14 protein-coding genes are annotated in these 16,553 nt (G+C 55.8%); 3 read left to right on the top strand and 11 right to left on the bottom strand.

What is annotated here, in order from left to right:
- The first annotated feature begins 143 nt into the window (after positions 1–143).
- Entirely contained in the window at positions 144–866 is a 723-nt protein-coding gene (locus A6X21_RS18570) for an RNA ligase family protein (protein WP_068851018.1), read from the top strand.
- Positions 867–1,112: 246 nt separating this feature from the next.
- Here A6X21_RS18570 and A6X21_RS18575 read toward each other — a convergent pair whose 3' ends face one another.
- From A6X21_RS18575 to A6X21_RS18630, 11 genes are all read right to left on the bottom strand, one after another.
- Positions 1,113–1,799 carry an NERD domain-containing protein gene (locus A6X21_RS18575; RefSeq protein WP_083233727.1) on the bottom strand — a complete coding sequence of 229 codons (687 nt, stop codon included), beginning with the start codon at positions 1,797–1,799 and terminating at the stop codon, positions 1,113–1,115.
- A 502-nt stretch (positions 1,800–2,301) separates the two neighbouring features.
- Positions 2,302–3,900: a terminase large subunit domain-containing protein gene (locus tag A6X21_RS18580; protein ID WP_240490323.1), complete on the bottom strand. Its 1,599-nt coding sequence runs from the start codon at positions 3,898–3,900 to the stop codon at positions 2,302–2,304.
- Positions 3,809–4,345: a hypothetical protein gene (locus A6X21_RS18585; RefSeq protein ID WP_131818434.1), complete on the bottom strand. Its 537-nt coding sequence runs from the start codon at positions 4,343–4,345 to the stop codon at positions 3,809–3,811. Before A6X21_RS18585 ends, A6X21_RS18580 begins: the two co-directional genes overlap by 92 nt.
- Before the next feature lie 211 nt (positions 4,346–4,556).
- Positions 4,557–5,651: an ATP-binding cassette domain-containing protein gene (locus tag A6X21_RS18590; protein WP_068851027.1), complete on the bottom strand. Its 1,095-nt coding sequence runs from the start codon at positions 5,649–5,651 to the stop codon at positions 4,557–4,559.
- A gap of 88 nt (positions 5,652–5,739) precedes the next feature.
- On the bottom strand, positions 5,740–6,642 hold the full coding sequence (locus A6X21_RS18595) for a thioredoxin family protein (RefSeq protein ID WP_068851030.1): 903 nt from the start codon (positions 6,640–6,642) through the stop codon (positions 5,740–5,742).
- Positions 6,643–6,718: 76 nt separating this feature from the next.
- Positions 6,719–7,531, bottom strand: coding sequence for a C1 family peptidase (locus A6X21_RS18600; RefSeq protein ID WP_068851032.1), 813 nt, complete (start codon positions 7,529–7,531; stop codon positions 6,719–6,721).
- 313 nt (positions 7,532–7,844) lie between these two features.
- Entirely contained in the window at positions 7,845–8,414 is a 570-nt protein-coding gene (locus A6X21_RS18610; RefSeq protein ID WP_131818435.1) for a hypothetical protein, read from the bottom strand.
- A gap of 71 nt (positions 8,415–8,485) precedes the next feature.
- A complete protein-coding gene (locus A6X21_RS18615; protein ID WP_131818436.1) occupies positions 8,486–8,890 on the bottom strand; it encodes a hypothetical protein in 405 nt (134 codons plus the stop codon).
- 94 nt (positions 8,891–8,984) lie between these two features.
- The gene (locus A6X21_RS18620; protein ID WP_068851044.1) at positions 8,985–9,287 is read right to left on the bottom strand and encodes a hypothetical protein; all 303 of its coding nucleotides are present in this window, start codon (positions 9,285–9,287) and stop codon (positions 8,985–8,987) included.
- Between the two features lie 934 nt (positions 9,288–10,221).
- Entirely contained in the window at positions 10,222–13,032 is a 2,811-nt protein-coding gene (gene leuS, locus A6X21_RS18625) for a leucine--tRNA ligase (protein WP_068851047.1), read from the bottom strand.
- A 655-nt stretch (positions 13,033–13,687) separates the two neighbouring features.
- On the bottom strand, positions 13,688–14,173 hold the full coding sequence (locus tag A6X21_RS18630; protein WP_131818437.1) for a hypothetical protein: 486 nt from the start codon (positions 14,171–14,173) through the stop codon (positions 13,688–13,690).
- 314 nt (positions 14,174–14,487) lie between these two features.
- Between A6X21_RS18630 and A6X21_RS18635 the strand changes: the two genes are divergently transcribed.
- Complete coding sequence (locus tag A6X21_RS18635; RefSeq protein ID WP_068851053.1) at positions 14,488–15,261, top strand: class I SAM-dependent methyltransferase; 774 nt, start codon at positions 14,488–14,490, stop codon at positions 15,259–15,261.
- 330 nt (positions 15,262–15,591) lie between these two features.
- Complete coding sequence (locus A6X21_RS18640; protein ID WP_068851056.1) at positions 15,592–16,524, top strand: Abi family protein; 933 nt, start codon at positions 15,592–15,594, stop codon at positions 16,522–16,524.
- Positions 16,525–16,553 lie beyond the last annotated feature (29 nt).

A 16,553-nucleotide genomic window follows, 5' to 3' on the forward strand; every position in this document is an offset into this window, starting at 1 on the left:
AGACCGGAGGCCTTAGATGACACGGTGCCATCAACTGGTATCACAGTATCAGCCCCTCTCGGATTCTTGGCGAACCTTGTCAGTCCATGTTGTGTCACGGATCGAAAATCCGATCCATGTAAACAAATGGGAGAATCTGACTGATGCCGAAACATCCCCCACCACCTGATCTCACACGATACCCCTCAATTGAGGGTCCCGGTCTTGATGTGCTTGACCAACCGTGTATTGCGTTCCACAAATACGATGGTTCTAACCTGCAGTTCAAGTGGACCCAGAAAGATGGCTGGTGCCAATTTGGTACTCGAAAACGCACGTTCGATCGAGAAAACCCATTGTTCGGGGTCGCCATTTCGATTTTCGAGGCCAAATACGCCGACCAGATTCTTGCTTCCCTTCGTCACTACAAGGAGTACCGCAACATCAAATCTCTCACAGCATTTTGTGAATTTTTTGGTGAGCATACTTTTTCAGGACTGCATCGTGACCGTGAAGCAAAAGATTTAAAGTTGATTGACATCTTTGTGACTGACGAAGGTTTTGTGTTACCTCGAAACTTCGTGAATTATTTTGGTCACCTTGATATAGCCGAAGTTGTTTACGATGGATTACTTACAAGACATTTTATGAAAGATGTCTCTATCGGAACTTACCCCGTCAAGGAAGGTGTGGTTGCTAAAGGTGTGACGACTACTAAAGGTCGTAAAGGCAAAATGGAGCAAGACTCCTGGATGGTCAAAATCAAGACAGAATCGTGGCTTGCTGAGCTATCAAGACGGGCTGGCGAATCCGCAGATCTGAAACAAGAGCTTGAAGAAAACCTCAAACAGCAAGGCTCACTGTTTAATACACATGGTGCACTCTAAAGAATGTTGAAGTGAGCTACGGCGGAAAAAGCGAATAATATTGTTTTAATCGTGAAGGTTGTTCAGAGTACGGTGATCCACTATCCGATCAAAATTGCCCTCAGTTTCAAAGCAAAACACCTGGAGTCGCGGAGAAGGCTACTTGTCAGTCGGGCGACCCAACCAGGAGAACGGCTTCTTAGCCGCTCCATGTGCTGACGTGCTATCTGTCAGGATCGGTGTTTGGCAGGTGCATGTTGTGCTTCGTTACGGCTCTTGAGAGAGTTGTCTGGTGAAGCGGCAGCGGGGGTAGGATTTGCAGCCGAGGAAGGTGCTGCCGGGATGGTCGCCTTTTTTGGATTGCCGCTCGATGAGATCGCTGCCACACTTGGGGCAGCGGGTCGTTGAGGAGTGGCGGTCGGCGAGTGAGGCCATGTGAGTGGCGTGGTTGAGAGTCCGGTCGCGTTTCAGTTCCTGGATGGCGGCGATGATCTGCTCCACGTCCTGTTCGGAGAGCAAAGGTTCGCGATGCCGGCGGATATAGCTCGACAGGCCGTGAGTGAGGACGTTGCCGGGCATGGGGGTCTTCAGTTCCGCCTCGCCGATGAAGAAGATAATCGAGTGCATGCAGGTTCGGGGCAGGCCCAGGTGTTCTTCGAGGCAGCAGAGATGCCGATAGTTCTGCTTCAATGGGTTCTGGAAGCGATAGGATGTTCCACGAAACTTCTGCGTCCACTGGCTGTCCTGCTCGTTGCCGTAGATCCAGCCTTTCATGTTTTTGGTCTCGATGACGAAGAGGCCGTAAGTCGAGACAATCAGGTGATCGATTTGTGTGGTGCCGTTGGAAGTGGGGACGACGATGTTGTGGAACTGGCGGTAGGTTCGGGAGGGGAGCCAGAACCACAGCCCCAGCCGCGTGCAGATCTCGCCAAACCAGCCTCGAAGATGGCTCATGGAACGATCCCTGATCGGATTCGCAATTGCGAATTACTGGGTATTTGTCAGTGCAAAGCAAATAAACCACTGTCGATGTTTATCGACAGTGGTTTATCGCGTACGCAATAGTAATTGATTATATAAACTATCAGCAGGCCTGACAATGATTATTCCATGATGTCATCATCAGGACGAGAGCACAGATAGAGTCAGATCCCGGATTGAGAAAACCATATTCTTCCTCAAAGTTGTCATCAACCGCGTCCGATCGAAGATCAGTCTCGATGGGTAGCTATGTACATCATCGAGTTACACTTGACTCACCTGCTTTCGAGTACTGCTGGGTGAGCTAACAGCACCCGGACGAGAAGGTTTCTTGTGATACTAGGCGGCTATGACGTGGATCGCCGAACTGGTGCATTGGCATGCACCCTACTTTTGAAGATGCTAGTGGTAGTGGGCGGAAGATGGTCCGCACAGCAGACCCTACGGGTTTGGCAGGCACGCAACAAAGCGGTGATTACCAGGCGAATGTGCCGTCGGTTGTGGGTGGGGTGAGGTCGAAGTAGGAGGGAGAGATGGGTGTTTTTGTGAGTTTCAAACAGGCAGCGGCGAGAGCAAAGGCGCGGTCGTCGTGGAAGCCGGCTTCACTTCGATGGTCAAAACGCAACCGGCCCGAAGGCGATTGACGCAGCAACAGCGTCGCCAGTTCATGAGCCAGATCGTTCTCATCGCCCGGCTGCATCGTCGTCTCGGGATGGATCAGCACTTCTGCCGGAGTGGGCCCATGGGAGAAATCGAGCTGATCGAGTTGCGGTGAACCACAACCGGGGTACCAGAGCACCCGCCGCTCGATAATCAGTTGCCTTAACAACATCGCCAGGGCGTGATTCCCGGCACCGCCAGCGAACGAAAAGCGTTCGAGCGAGAGTTCTGCCGAGCGATGCTGGATGACGGACAGTAACTGATATTCATCGAGCACGAACTCGATATCGTCAAAGGCACCCGCTGCCCAGGTGAGCCAATGGTCGACCCACGCGACAGGTGTGGGCCGCCCCGGCTGTGGAATGGCGACATCCATGCGATCGACAATCAGGCGATCGCCTTTGGCATGCAGAATGACAGCCACGGTCCAGTCGTGCTTCTCGGCATAATCGATAGCCGCCACATAATGGACGCCAGGTGAACCATGCTCTTTCCGCGATAGTGAAGGATCGATACAGGCCCGGGCTTCGTCGAGAGTGACGAAGTCGCCTTCCGCCTGTTGCCACTGATTGAGCCATAAGCGGGCAAAAACACTCGCGGGGAGCAAACGCTGCTGCTCGGCCAGTGTTTCTGCGGTAATCCAGCTTGCCTGAGGGCCATCGAGCGATGAGAAGTACCACTCGGGAGAAGTGCGGGCGGCCTCGCGCACCTGCCATTGCCAGGTGCGGCCCACGCCGGCATTACTCATCACAGCCAGCAGGGTGTGCGGCTTTTTGGCAGATGCAGAAACCAGCGAGTGCCACAGATCGGGCTTGGTCCAGTGGCAGAGTTCATCGCAGATGACGAAATCGGGGAGCAGGCCCCAGGAGCTGGCGACATCGGAAGAAATGACTTCGAGCCGGCTGCGTGTGTGCGTGTGAATCACCCGTTCCTGCTGCACCTGCAGATGGCCCAGCAGGTGAGGATTGAGTCGCACAAGCCGTGCAATCGCCTGCAGGAGCAACTGGGCCTGTTCACGATCGGCAGCCGCAGCAATGCCAGTGACGGGTTCCTGCGCGAAGGCGAGTATCCAGGCACAGGAGAGAGCGATATCGGTGGTTTTCGAGTGGCCGCGCGGTCGCTCCAGATAAGCTCTGCGATGAACGTGGGGAGCGTTCGAAGTGGTCGCCTGGGCCTGTGATAACGAAGAACGAGAACCGAAAGCCAATTGGCGCCAGGCGGGGTCGAGGGCTGCGAAATCGGCACGTTGCCACGATTCGAGTGCGGCCTGCCGCGATCGATCGGCGGCAGAAAGACGGACCACCTGGCGGAAGCTGTGAGGACTATGCCTCGAGATCAGGAGTTGCCAGGCGCGCAGTGAGTTCAGGCGGGAAATCAAGTCCTGCCTCTCGGCAGCGGTCAAAGAGATCGGCATCGCTGAGGTCTTGTCCTTCCAGTGGGCTGGCAGCCAGTCGCCAGTCGGCTGGTGGCTGATGGCGCAGCCAGAATTGCCGAGCTGTGACATTTCCCTTGAGGGCCGCCTGATAGAGCATGGCCACCACGTTCTGGCCTTGAATCTCCTTGATCGCCTTGAGCTTCTCGGAGAATTCGGCATCTTGTGCGAGTGTGAGTGCCAGTTGCAGTTGGGAACATTCCAGCTTCTCACAGGCACCAAAGGGACTGGCTCCTTTCGTGAGAAGTTCGAGAAACTCCGCCTGTTGATCGCTGGTGAGCAGAGTGGCTTTTTGAAGCTGTGGTGTGGATTCGAGTGATTCATTCCAGAGTATGGGATGGGGGACTGTCGGCGATTCTTCTCTGGCAACTGGCAAGGTAGGCGGGTGAGTTTCGATTATCGAAGAGGAAGTAGACGGGGTGAGCATGTTGGCTTTTGCGAAACGTTTCATGTGTGATCAATCGCTTGCGACCCGAAAGTGAACGTGTGCCGTAGATTTGGGAGTGCTGCTCACGATGGTCTGCGGCAGGTGCCTTTGGGGAATGGGCGGCGGAGTGACATTCCCCGAGATTGAGGAACCCGGCTTTCTCGAAGAAGGGGTGGAACTGACCCATTTCGGCGAGCGATTCGATCCATGGCTAGGGAACATGCTGGCAACTGGCGCGAACAAAAGGAGCCGCCAGCCCTGCTCCTCGATAAGTGGGATGAATCACCACGCGGGCCAATCGGCAGAACTGTCGATCGATGGCCTGGAGGCCGGTTCTTGTCCAGCGGCCGGAAAGACCAAAGTACTGGTTGCGCGAACGCAACGAGAGTGGGGCACTGGTGAAGACACAGATGCCTATGGGTTCGTGGAGATGCCAGAGGATGGTGACGAAGCGGACAATGCCGACGGAGTGCGAGCGATAATGCCACCGAGCAAAATACGCCCAGTCGCGTTTCGTTCCGGTGGTGAGGGCCAGTTCGTGGAAGAAGCTGATTTCTTTTTTTTTTGCAGCGGGCGTGGGGGGGTCGGCCTCCCGTAGGGTCCGCAGTGCGGACGATGTTGCGGACGAGAATGTCGGCGAGGCGGCCAGGCCGGAAAGCTGAGGCGGCGCGTCGTGACTGCAGGTGACGATGAGGTCGGGCTGTAGATCGTCGAGAATATCCGTATGTGTAGTGGCAATGAGGCCGCCGAGTCGATGCTGTCGCAACAGGGAATGCCAGTTGCGGGCAATCACTTTGGCTAACGTGCGATCGAGTGGCGAAGTGAACTCATCGGCCACGATCCAGGTGCTCTGTGATGCATGCTGACTTTGGCGACGAAGCGCCTCGGCCACACTTTGTGCGAGGCGAAAGCGAAATCTCTGGCCGTCGCTGAGTTCATCGGGTGTTCGCAAAAGAAGTTGTGGCTCAGCCAGACCGCACTGGGCCAGCAGTCGAAAGGCGTCCAGTGGCGGAAGAGCCAAAGCGTCGGCCACGAGTGATGCAACCGGCGGCAGATGATCAAGCCACAGAACATCTCCTTGACCCGATGATTTCAGCTCGGCAGCGACAGCCCGCATGAGCGATGACTTACCAGAGCCTGAAGGGCCGACGAAGGCAATGAGGTTGCCGGAAGTGACCGGAAGTTCGAGATCGCGGGCAATCACCTGCTGCTGGCCATCGAGTGTCAGTCCGAAGTGATCGCACACCATCGAGGCCTGAACGGTTGGTGTTTTCGGGGCGATGTGGTAGCAAACATTGAGCCGCATTATGGGAGATCTCAGGAAGAGTGACGGGAACGATGAACATAGAGAACTGATAGGGCCATTCGGAATTCGGAGATTCAACGAGGGGCGATCAATCGAGCTGCCACTTGAGGTCGATCATGCGGGGCAGCTCGATGGTGAGAGATTGTGTGGTGGCTGTGAGTCCTTCGATCGATTGCTCGACTGGAAGGATGTTCGACATGCGGAACTGGGGATACGGCTTCTCGAAATCGACATGGAGTGAGTTCTGCTGCCGGGATAAACGAAATACGAGTGGCCAGTGCAACCGGATCGCCGCTGTTTCGGTGAGTGAAATCGTGGTGCTGGCTGGCAGATGGCCGGCTCCCTTCTGGCTGGCGGGGAGAAGTCGTCCTTCGAAGATCAATCCCGCTTCGAGCAAAGGCCGGGTGGTTTCCAGCAGCCTGGTGACTTCCCGAGACGCATTGGGGAGCGTCCCGATCGAAATCGCACCCATGGGCTCATCGCTGGTGAAGCTTCGCTGGTCACGAACTCGAGCAGCGGCTGCCAGATATCGATCTGCCAGGAATTGGCGCCCCGGATACGACGTGTACTGTTCGAGGACTTTCCCTTCTTGCACAAGCACAAAGGAGGGCCACGCTTCAATCTGAAACTGTCGTGCCAGCGATTGTTCGCGCGTGGCGTCGATCAAGCGGATATGGGCCGTGGGAGCGTCGCTGACATCCCAGCCGCTGGCCTTCAACCAGGGCTGAAAATCCTGCATCGCCCGCGTACAGGGGACACAGCCCGGCCCATAGAACACCAGCCATTGCAATGCACGAGAATTCTGAGCGGCATTCACACGACTCGCGGGGCTCGCTGACTCAGCAAAGAGTGATGGCCAGGCCACGATCGTTGACTGCGAAAGAGCTTCTTCCGCCACGACCTGCGACTGAGCTCCTGCCTGCGAACCAGCGGCCAACCAGATGCAGAGCCACAGGGGATAGATCAGCAAGAAAGTGATGCTCCGGAACATGATTCTCCCCTGAAACAAAGGGTGTGTGGAAACTGGAAGACAACAGAATCTGCGAGTCACTCAACGAATGCGAGGCTCACTCAAAGATCGACTTTTCTCGCCAGGGAATGGGTCTTGGTGTCGGCAGACTGAGATCCGACAGACCCACCATGACCGTCCGGCGATCAACCAGCATTGATTCCACGGCCTGCGGAGCCACCTCGGCCCAGCCGTCATCTCCCCACTCCTCTGACCAACTGTTGGCCAGCCAGAGATAAGGTCGTTGCCGGGCATCGCGTCGCCGGCTGTATCCGAGAAATGCGACAGCATGCCCGCCACCGCCCGGGCGATAACTTTCAATGCGTCCCTGACGCGGCGTGAGGCTGTTGTTCCAGCCCAGTCCAGCCACCACACCCCCTTGCCCTGCTGCGAGAAATGACCAGACATCGTCATAAGACGTACAGACAGTATGCGACCGGATGCGAAACGGTGCCGCTGCGGGCCAGGCGGCTTGTGGAATCACACCGGTGTAGCGCAAGGGGACGGGATTCGGGAAAACCTCCAGCGGGCAGAAGCCATATTGCCGGGCACATTGAACGCCCCCTTGAATGGTGCTCCCCTGATCGCGTCCTAAGAGCCCATCGATCTGCTGAGTGGCGTAATAGGCGAACAGAGGTGAGAACTGCGTCACGCGTCCACTGGCGAGGTGATAGGCCATTTCTCCCACGCTCGACAGGGCATGCCCCTGGCAGCTTCCCAAAGACCCCTGCATTTCAATGCGATGCCATGGGCGAGGATCGATTTCCAGAGGAGCATCGCTGACCGAGAACGACCTCGTCAGCGGAGCTTGAGAAGCTGCCGACAGCAAGAGACGCTCTTCCAGATCGTCGCGCCAGCCAAATAAATTCATGAAATGTTCCCCAAATAGTAAAGCCGGGTGGCTGGGGTCGGATGTCTTCATCCGCCCCCAGGTCACTCGATGACCACAGGACAATTTGCATCCACAATGCTCTTCATGACTCTCCATGAACTTCGCCATGCAGAACCAACCTCAGATGACCCGGGGGCAAACGAGGACGTTTGACCCCGGCCACCCTTGGAAGCTTCCCCCGAGAAAAGTTGTGTGAAATCGACCGCCCCAAGCTGCCAGCAGGGCATTTTGAGGACGGTCATTTCATGGAATGCTTCGACGTCGAAAGTTGTGACGCAGAAACTCACTTCACTCAGGGGATCGCAGCCGCAAAACCTTGAGAAAGTTCTTTCAACAGGTTGCGGGCCTGAAGCTCATCGAGTGGCTGGCGATTCATCACTTCTTCGAGCCGGGCATCAATCGGTGCGAAGGCAGCACGCCGGATGGTCGAAATGCGTGCACTGAGATCTTCGTGCAGCTCAGACGGGCGAAGTTCTGACCGCTGGCTCGCTTCGTTAAAGACCTGCTGCAGACCGACGGCATAAGTTCGCAATGCTTCTCGGGCCAGCTCTCCATCAACAGCCAGCGGAACTTCGGGACGCGTGTGTTCATCGTGCAGGGCGGGTGTCAGGCAGCCAGCGAAGGAAGCGAGGAGAAAACCTCCCATCAGACCGACAATCCAGCATCGGGCTGTCGCTGGAAGCACGCGTGTCGGGGCACAGGCAGGCCCGGGGGAGAAGGGAAACCCCATGGTGGGAACACGCGGCAACAGATGCGAGAGTCGGGCGCGTCGACTCTCACACTTCGAAGGAACGGCTTCGAACCATCCAGCGGCGGCAGTACTCTGCACCCGCCCTACACGAAAACAACGTCGAAAGACCATGAGACAGGTTCTCTGAGAAAGGAAACGGAGATGAGACCAGAGATTCAGGAAGCCGTGGACGAAGGCCTGGGTCATCGCACGGCAGCGCGTCCTGATTTTCTGGCTGTCGCGGATCTCTGGCGGTTGTTGTAACGCTGAGCCATGGCAGCTTTTGCCAGTTCCAGAAGCTGATCTTGAGCCGGTGAAGCAGCCGGGAAGTAGTGATGCAGAAGATCCAGTGACTGCACGACGGGTTCGAAGGAGGCCATTTTGACATCGCGTTCTTCAGCAACTGGTCCTGGCTTCTCAGTCTTCAACCAGCGAATAAGGGGCCAGAGCGCGATCGCCGCCACCCACGGAAACACAGTCAGCAGATAGTTGCCGAGCGAGCGCTCTGCCATCCCGGTAACCATTTGCGCGACATGCCAGCCACCAGCCAGACACGAAATGACTGCCACAACCGACAAACCACGAACAAGCACCAGACGAGTGAACATGCTGAGAGCACCCCACGAAAACAGCGGCTTAACGAAAGAAACGGGCACAGGTTGATGGCCCGGTGGACGACAACTCGCCGACGATCACGCGGGATCAATCGTGCCAGGGGTGTGTCACGCGGCGTGTATCAGAACTCCATTGCTGCACCAGTCGAATGACGACGGTGAACAGAGCGGTAAAGAAGGCGTTCCAGGTGCCAAAGTGGAACGAGCTGAGAATCTCGAGGAGCGCCACCAGTGCTGCCGACCCACCGGCAATCGCGACGGTGCGGGCAATCTCCCCCGCATCACTCGCCGCCAGCGCGAACCGCGCACTTCCGCAAAGCTGTTCCTTTTCTCCAGAACTTCCCTGCTGGGGAACATTCACTTCCATCGATTCATGAACAACAGGGCGCATTGGGCAGGCCTCCCGAACAACCGTGATTTTTCGGGCAGAGACTTTCCTGCCCCCTCACCCTATCACCCCCTGTTGCGCCCCTTACGGGGCTGGGGGCAGCGGATGGAGGCCAGTTGTTTACCCACGTTCGGGGCTTCCGCTGCCAGAACGCGAATTACAAGAAGCGGGGCGGGGGGAGCGGATGGAGGCCAGTCGTTCAACCACAACTCTTCCCTGGGCGGAACCGTCTCAAAAACCCTCGTCCGCGTCCTCGTGGGAGAGGGTGGCACGGAGTGCCGGGTGAGGGTCTTGCCAATCGATGTGTAACAGTCACCTGAGTTTCACAGGGACGCCAATTGACTGCCAGTAGCCAAAGTTCAAGAGCAACGCTGCGATGGGGTCTCACGTTAATCGTCCACCAAATACGCTCGAACTCACCCTCATCCCGGCCTTCTCCCGTCAGAACGGGAGAAGGAGAAAAACCCTCGCCCGCGTCTTCGTGGTAGAGGGTGGCACGGAGTGCCGGGTGAGGGTCTTGCCGTTCGATATACCTCAATCACAAGGACTGCCGCAGGGGCGCCGATGGACTGCTCTTTGCCAGAGATGAAAAACATCACGCGATGAAGCCGCCTGTTGATCGCTAGCTCCATACGTTCGAGCTCGCCCTCATCCCGGCCTTCTCCCGTCAGAACGGGAGAAGGAGAAAAACCCTCGCCCGCGTCTTCGTGGGAGAGGGTGGCACGGAGTGCCGGGTGAGGGTCTTGCCAATCGATGCGTAACAGCGACCAGAGTTTCGCAGGGGCGCCGATTGTCTCTCAGTAGCCGGAAAGCAAGAGCACACTGCGATGGCGTCTCACGTTAATCGCCCACCAAATACGCTCGAACTCACCCTCATCCCGGCCTTCTCCCGTCAGAACGGGAGAAGGGGTAAGAACTCCTGCTTGTTCAACCAGCGTTACTTCACCACGAAATTCATCATCCGGCCGGGGACGTAGACTTTCTTCACAATCGTCTTCCCTTCCAGTTGACTGCTCACGTGCGGGTCACTGGCGGCTGCCGCTTCAACGACTTCTGCCGTGGCATCCTTGGCAATCGTGATCTTGCCGCGAACCTTGCCATTCACCTGCACGGGGATCTCGATTGTGGCTTCTTCCAGTAACGTCTCATCGAACTCTGGCCACGGCTCATAGGCCAGCGATTTCTCATGCCCCAGCACTTGCCACAACTCTTCGGCAATGTGTGGTGCCATCGGCGAAATGAGCAGCACAAACTTTTCCATCGCGATTTGGGGCCGTACATCAGCAGCAGTGAACTCGTTCACAAACTCCATCATCCGGCTGATCGCTGTATTGAACGACAATCGTTCGATGTCCTCTGTCACCGCCTTGATGGTCTTGTGCAAGATCCGATTCTGTGCAGGGGTCGGCTCGACATTCTGCACCTTCGAATTCACCACCACCTGGTCAAGCTGATCATCGACAATCAGTCGCCACACGCGTCCCAGGAAGCGATAAATCCCTTCGACACCCGACATGCTCCACGGCTTGGTCGCTTCCAGCGGCCCCATGAACATCTCATACAACCGCAACGAATCGGCTCCATATTGCTCGACAACCTGATCAGGGTTGATCACGTTTCGCCGGGCTTTCGACATTTTGAACGAACGGGCATCGACCACAATCTGCGGATCGCTCTTGAGAACAAAACTATCCCCTTGCTTCTCGACATCGTCCGCCTTGAGCTTCACAGGGATAACGGTTTGCCCATGGGCGTCAATATAGCGATTGACATCGATCCCCTTCGCCGTGACAAACTCACCTGTCGGGTTCTGAAAGGCGACGAATTCTAAATCACCCAGAATCATCCCCTGATTCACCAATCGCTGGAATGGCTCGGCATGGGTCACATGCCCGCGATCAAAGAGCACCTTGTGCCAGAATCGCGAATAGAGCAGATGCAGCACGGCATGCTCGGCACCACCAATGTAGAGATCGACCGGCAGCCAGTACTTCTCCTTCTCAGGGTCGATAAACCGGTCGCTGTTTTTATTGTCGCAGAACCGCAGATAGTACCAGCAGCTCCCCGCCCATTGGGGCATGCTGTTCGTTTCCCGCTTGAGCTTCGTACCATCGGCTGCCGTCGCGTAGAGCCAATCGGCAGGGGCTTTCGAAAGCAATGGCTCCGGCGTGCCCGTCGGCTTGAAGTCTTCCATCTCGGGGAGCTTGACTGGCAATTCACTCGCGCTGACAGCCCGCACCATCCCCGTGGGCTCGCCTTGAGCATCCAGTTCGTGCCAGATGGGGAATGGCTCGCCCCAGTAACGCTGGCGACTGAAGAGCCAGTCGCGAAGACGATAGTTGACGGCCTTCTTGGCGATTCCCCTGGCCGCCAGATCGGCGACGATCTGTGCCTTCACCTCGTCTGTCGTGAGGCCTGAGTACGGCCCGGAATTGACTGCAATCCCAGCCCCCGTGAAGCCAATCAAGCCTTCGCCAGGTGCCTCAGGCGGAGAAACCACAGGAATCACCGGAATACCAAACAAGGTGGCAAATTCGAGGTCGCGCTCGTCATGTGCGGGGACGGCCATGATCGCGCCGGTGCCGTAGCTCATGAGGACATAGTCAGCAATCCAGACCGGGATTTTCTCGCCGTTGACGGGATTGAGGGCGTAGCCACCGGTAAAGACGCCCGATTTTTCCTTGGCGAGATCTGTCCGGTCGAGGTCGCTCTTGAGAGCTGTTTTCTGGCGATAGGCCGCCACATCGGCGACACGATCTTCACGGGTGATGGAATCGACCAGCGGATGTTCGGGGGCCAGCACCATGTAAGTCGCCCCAAAGAGCGTATCGGGCCGGGTGGTATAGACCCGGAGTTTTTCCCCACTAGCGGCCGATTTCCCTCGCCAACTGGCCGGATCAATCACAAAATCAACTTCCGCCCCTTCACTGCGACCAATCCAGTTCCTTTGCAGCAGCTTGATGGATTCCGGCCAGTTGACTTCTTCGAGCTCACCAATGAGTCGCTCGGCATAAGCCGTAATCCGCAGCATCCACTGCTTGAGGTTTCGCCGCTCAACGGGATGATTTCCCCGGTCGCTTTTGCCGTCGGCAGTCACCTCTTCATTGGCGAGCACGGTTCCCAAAGCGGGGCACCAGTTGACTGGAGCTTCATGAATATAGGCCAGTCGGTACCCATCCTGATACTTGCGGACAGCCCGCTCTCCCTGAGTCTTGACTTCCGCAGGGATGGGCAATTCGCTGATCGGGCGGCCGCGACCGGTTCGCACCTTGCCATCCGGCCCTGTCCACGTGCAGGTTTCGTCGTACCATGTGTCAAAGAGCTGGAGAAAGATCCACTGTGTCCAGCGGACGTAATCTGGATCGGTTGTCGCGAGTTCGCGTTCCCAGTCGTAGCTGAAGCCCAGGCTTTTGAGCTGTTTTCTGAAAGTGTCGATATTCTTTTGGGTCGTAATCCGGGGATGCGTCCCCGTTTCGACGGCATACTGCTCAGCCGGCAGACCAAACGCATCCCAGCCCATGGGGTGGAGGACATTTTTCCCCCGCATGCGGGCAAACCGGCAGGTGATATCGGTCGCGGTGTATCCTTCGGGATGTCCCACATGCAGCCCATCTCCCGAGGGATAAGGAAACATGTCGAGGACATACATTTTGGGCTTCGAAACATCCATTTCCGTACGGAAAGTAGCATGCTGGTCCCAATAGTCCTGCCATTTGCGTTCAATGCGGGCGGCGTCATAACGAGGCATAATGAATCAAACCAACTGAAAGAGGGTGAATCAATGATCACAAAGTCCTGAACCAGAGCCACCAGTTTAGACCCCGCCCACCATTCCTGCCACGAACCCACCCTCCGCCCAATCAACTTCACCATTTTCCCGCTGTGCGCTGGCTGTTGGCTGTTGGCTGTTGGCTGTTGGCTGTTGGAAGTTGGAGGTTGGAGGTTGGAGGTTGGAGGTTGGAGGTTGGGCGGCCCGGCCAACTCGTGGCCGGGTCGTTGTGGCTTAGCACAACGACAAGAAGCCGCGCCCTGCGCATGCCCTGCCCCACAAGGATTCATACGGCCTTGGGCGGCACGACCCGGGAGCCCCAAAAATCAAAACACAGCCCCTCATCCCAACCTTCTCCCGTCGGAACGGGAGAAGGGGCAATACAGTCTCCCGCATAACCATAGACTGGGTGGCTCAAACGTCGCTTTGAAAGCCTGGGGGACAACGGTCACTCGAAACACTCTGCAAAACGCAGTGGTGAACCTGCATTTCCTCATGTAGGGTGCATGCAGTTCCGACGAAATGCACCAGGCTCGGTAACCCTTTCGTGCCGGGCCGTTAGTTTACGAATATCGACGCTGAGTTGTATCAAATAGTCAGCCGTCGAATTCCCGGCTTACCGTCTCACGCCTACTTATCTTCTCACCCAGTGCAGACGGACGAGTGTTGCACCATCGCCCGTTTTGGGGATAAAGTTTTCGGGTCGGTTGTCATCCACTGCTGTTTTTCCATACGGGGCCAGGCATAACTCGAGTTGTGACCCCTTCAGCCGGTAAATGCCCTGATAGACATGCTTGTTATCCGCATCGTACAAGTCGAACTGCATCGGCTCATCGAGCAAACGACCCGGCTTCACACGCAGCCCTAAAGTCGCGACGGGCAGAATCGAATCTGGCTTTTCAATCCGAACTTTGTTTCCATCAATCTTGATCAGGTAATCTTTGTAAGGGAGGACGGTCGAACGCAGCACATCGGTTGTGGCCGAATCGACCTGCCATGTCCCCGAGATCCGCGTGAGATTCAAATCTGAAGCCTGCAGACTCAGCGACCCTACGCTCATCCCGCTCTGGATCATCGAGCCCTCAATCATCGAACCAGAGACCAGGCACACCACGACCATGGCCACCTTCCGGAGGCAGCACCCGGCGCGAAAATCCTCAGGCAGAGTTCGGCAAGCAGACGATGACATGGCAACATGGCTTTCAGAAAGCAGTCGAAGAAGGGAGCAAGCGACCTGTCGACAATCACGGAGCAATCGACCGGCAAGATGAGATCATAAAGTCCCCGCCCGACCTGTGAACAGCCCCTCGCGCTGATTCTGCATGAGAATCCGCAGGCCACCGCCTACGATTCCCCTGAGGTCTCAGCTTACAATCGCTGCATCAGTTCCACTCACCCAACATTTCCGCCAGTAATCTCAGAAGAAAACTTGACATGACCGATTCCCTGAATCGATTCACCAATCGCGTCGAAAACTACCGCAAGTATCGACCCGGGTATCCGCCAGAGGTGCTATCGGTTCTGCAGCAGGTGACAGGGTTCAGCACGCAGTGGGTGGTGGCCGATCTCGGTGCGGGAACAGGAATTTCGTCGCAGCTCTTTCTGGAGCATGGCAACGAGGTTTATGCTGTCGAACCCAATCGATCGATGCGTCAGGCCGCTCAGGAGCTTTTCGGCGACCAGGCTCGCTTTCACATCGTCGAAGGAACTGCGGAAGCCACGACCTTGCCTGATGCTGCCATCGATCTGGTGGTTGCTGCCCAGGCTTTTCACTGGTTCAACATTGCAGCGACTCGCCTTGAAGTTCGGAGAATTCGAACACCGCAAGGGTGGGTGGCGCTCATTTGGAATCATCGACAAACGCAGGGCTCAAAGTTCCTTGAAGAGTACGAACAACTGCTCTGTACTTATGGCCGGGATTACGCCGCCATCCGGGATTCTCATCGAGACCAGCGGCGTCTCAAAGAGTTCTTCGGTGATGGACAACCCGGCAGCAAACGCAGCTACCAAACCTTCGAAGTCGCCCACGAAAGGTGGCTCACCTATGAAGATTTGAGAGGACTGCTGATGTCGGCCTCGTATGTGCCCCTGGAAGCCCAGCCGGGACATGCCAATATGCTTCTTGATCTCCGTTCGATTTTTGCCCGCCACGCCAAAGATGGCCTGGTCCTCATGAAGTACCAGACAGAACTCATTGTGGGGCAATGAGATAAGTTCTATGGGCAACTTGGGATGGCAAGGCCTTCTGTGACCAAAACAACTCAAGGCTTCTTTGATATTGTGCACAAGACCGCATCTGGTAAAATTGACAATTGCGCACCAAAATCGATTAGGTTAGAAGCGTATCCAGATAAGTCACTTTTCCAAACATCCAGTACATCTTCGACGTATACTCTAGACAACGCTTCAAGAAACCGATAATCTCCGATACAGCATACCCTCCGGGCCTCTGCGGCAACGCATGCACACTTCGGAGGGTCTTTTCGTTTTCAGATGTAATTTTTTACATTGAATCCTCTCCATTCATCGGGCCTGACAATGGAGTACGAGAAAAAATTTCTCACCTTCTCAGAGCAAGCCGATCTTCTGATTCAACGGGGTTTGCAAGCAGATCGTGAAATTCTCATTCAGCATCTTCAGTCAGTAAGTTATTACCGAATAAGTGCTTACGTTCGACCATTTCGCCAGAAAAGCTCCCCGAACGACCCCATCCGTGAAGACCTGATCCCCGGAACCACTTTCGATGACATCTGGTCGAGATATGTTTTCGACCGCAGGTTACGACTCCTAGTTATGGATGCGATCGAACGCATTGAAGTCGATATTCGGACAAACCTGACATACCTGCATGCTGAAAAGCACGGCCCATTTGGCTACGCAGATGACACTGGTACGCTGCCTAATGTGCAAAGTGAGGAAGATCGCGAAAGGCTGCTCGAAGCACTGAAAGAGCCTTTGGCCAAAAGCAAGCCTCACGAAGATTTTGTCAAACACTTTAAGACAAAGTACGGCTCACATCATCGATCACTTCCCATTTGGGCCGCATGCGAAGTTATGACTTTTGGCCACCTGCTGACTTTCTACAGAGCTAGCCACCGGGACATCCAAAAGATCGTCGCAAGGCGATACAAGCTTTCTGATATCGTTTTTGTGTCATGGCTTGTGACGCTGAATATGGTTCGCAATGTCTGTGCACACCACGGTCGCCTTTGGAATCGTGAATTGGGCGTCAAACCCATGGTTCCCAATAAGGATCATCAATGGAGACATGGAGTTGGTGCCAGTGCGCAACCACTACCGGACAATCGTGTGTTTATAGTACTCACCATGCTTAAGTACTGCTTAAATCTGATCTCACCCGACAGTCAATGGGGGCAGGGTCTCAAGGGGTTGCTGAACGAGTTCCCCAAGATTCCTTTACGTTCCATGGGCTTCATCGACCAATGGGAATCTCACGTCCTTTGGAAATAGTACGTCGATAATCGACGATAACTGGATGA

This window comes from Planctopirus hydrillae (assembly GCF_001707835.1).
GTDB lineage: Bacteria > Planctomycetota > Planctomycetia > Planctomycetales > Planctomycetaceae > Planctopirus > Planctopirus hydrillae.

Coding starts and splice junctions, on each gene's coding strand:
- A6X21_RS18600 (WP_068851032.1), bottom strand. CDS start 7,531: ATGAATTTATTTGGCTGGCGCGACGATCTGGAAGAGCGTCTCTTGCTG.
- A6X21_RS18620 (WP_068851044.1), bottom strand. CDS start 9,287: ATGCGCCCTGTTGTTCATGAATCGATGGAAGTGAATGTTCCCCAGCAG.
- A6X21_RS18585 (WP_131818434.1), bottom strand. CDS start 4,345: ATGCTCACCCCGTCTACTTCCTCTTCGATAATCGAAACTCACCCGCCT.
- A6X21_RS18640 (WP_068851056.1), top strand. CDS start 15,592: ATGGAGTACGAGAAAAAATTTCTCACCTTCTCAGAGCAAGCCGATCTT.
- A6X21_RS18630 (WP_131818437.1), bottom strand. CDS start 14,173: ATGGTCGTGGTGTGCCTGGTCTCTGGTTCGATGATTGAGGGCTCGATG.
- A6X21_RS18590 (WP_068851027.1), bottom strand. CDS start 5,651: ATGCGGCTCAATGTTTGCTACCACATCGCCCCGAAAACACCAACCGTT.
- A6X21_RS18610 (WP_131818435.1), bottom strand. CDS start 8,414: ATGGTCTTTCGACGTTGTTTTCGTGTAGGGCGGGTGCAGAGTACTGCC.
- A6X21_RS18635 (WP_068851053.1), top strand. CDS start 14,488: ATGACCGATTCCCTGAATCGATTCACCAATCGCGTCGAAAACTACCGC.
- A6X21_RS18580 (WP_240490323.1), bottom strand. CDS start 3,900: ATGCCGATCTCTTTGACCGCTGCCGAGAGGCAGGACTTGATTTCCCGC.
- A6X21_RS18570 (WP_068851018.1), top strand. CDS start 144: ATGCCGAAACATCCCCCACCACCTGATCTCACACGATACCCCTCAATT.
- leuS (WP_068851047.1), bottom strand. CDS start 13,032: ATGCCTCGTTATGACGCCGCCCGCATTGAACGCAAATGGCAGGACTAT.
- A6X21_RS18595 (WP_068851030.1), bottom strand. CDS start 6,642: ATGTTCCGGAGCATCACTTTCTTGCTGATCTATCCCCTGTGGCTCTGC.
- A6X21_RS18575 (WP_083233727.1), bottom strand. CDS start 1,799: ATGAGCCATCTTCGAGGCTGGTTTGGCGAGATCTGCACGCGGCTGGGG.
- A6X21_RS18615 (WP_131818436.1), bottom strand. CDS start 8,890: ATGTTCACTCGTCTGGTGCTTGTTCGTGGTTTGTCGGTTGTGGCAGTC.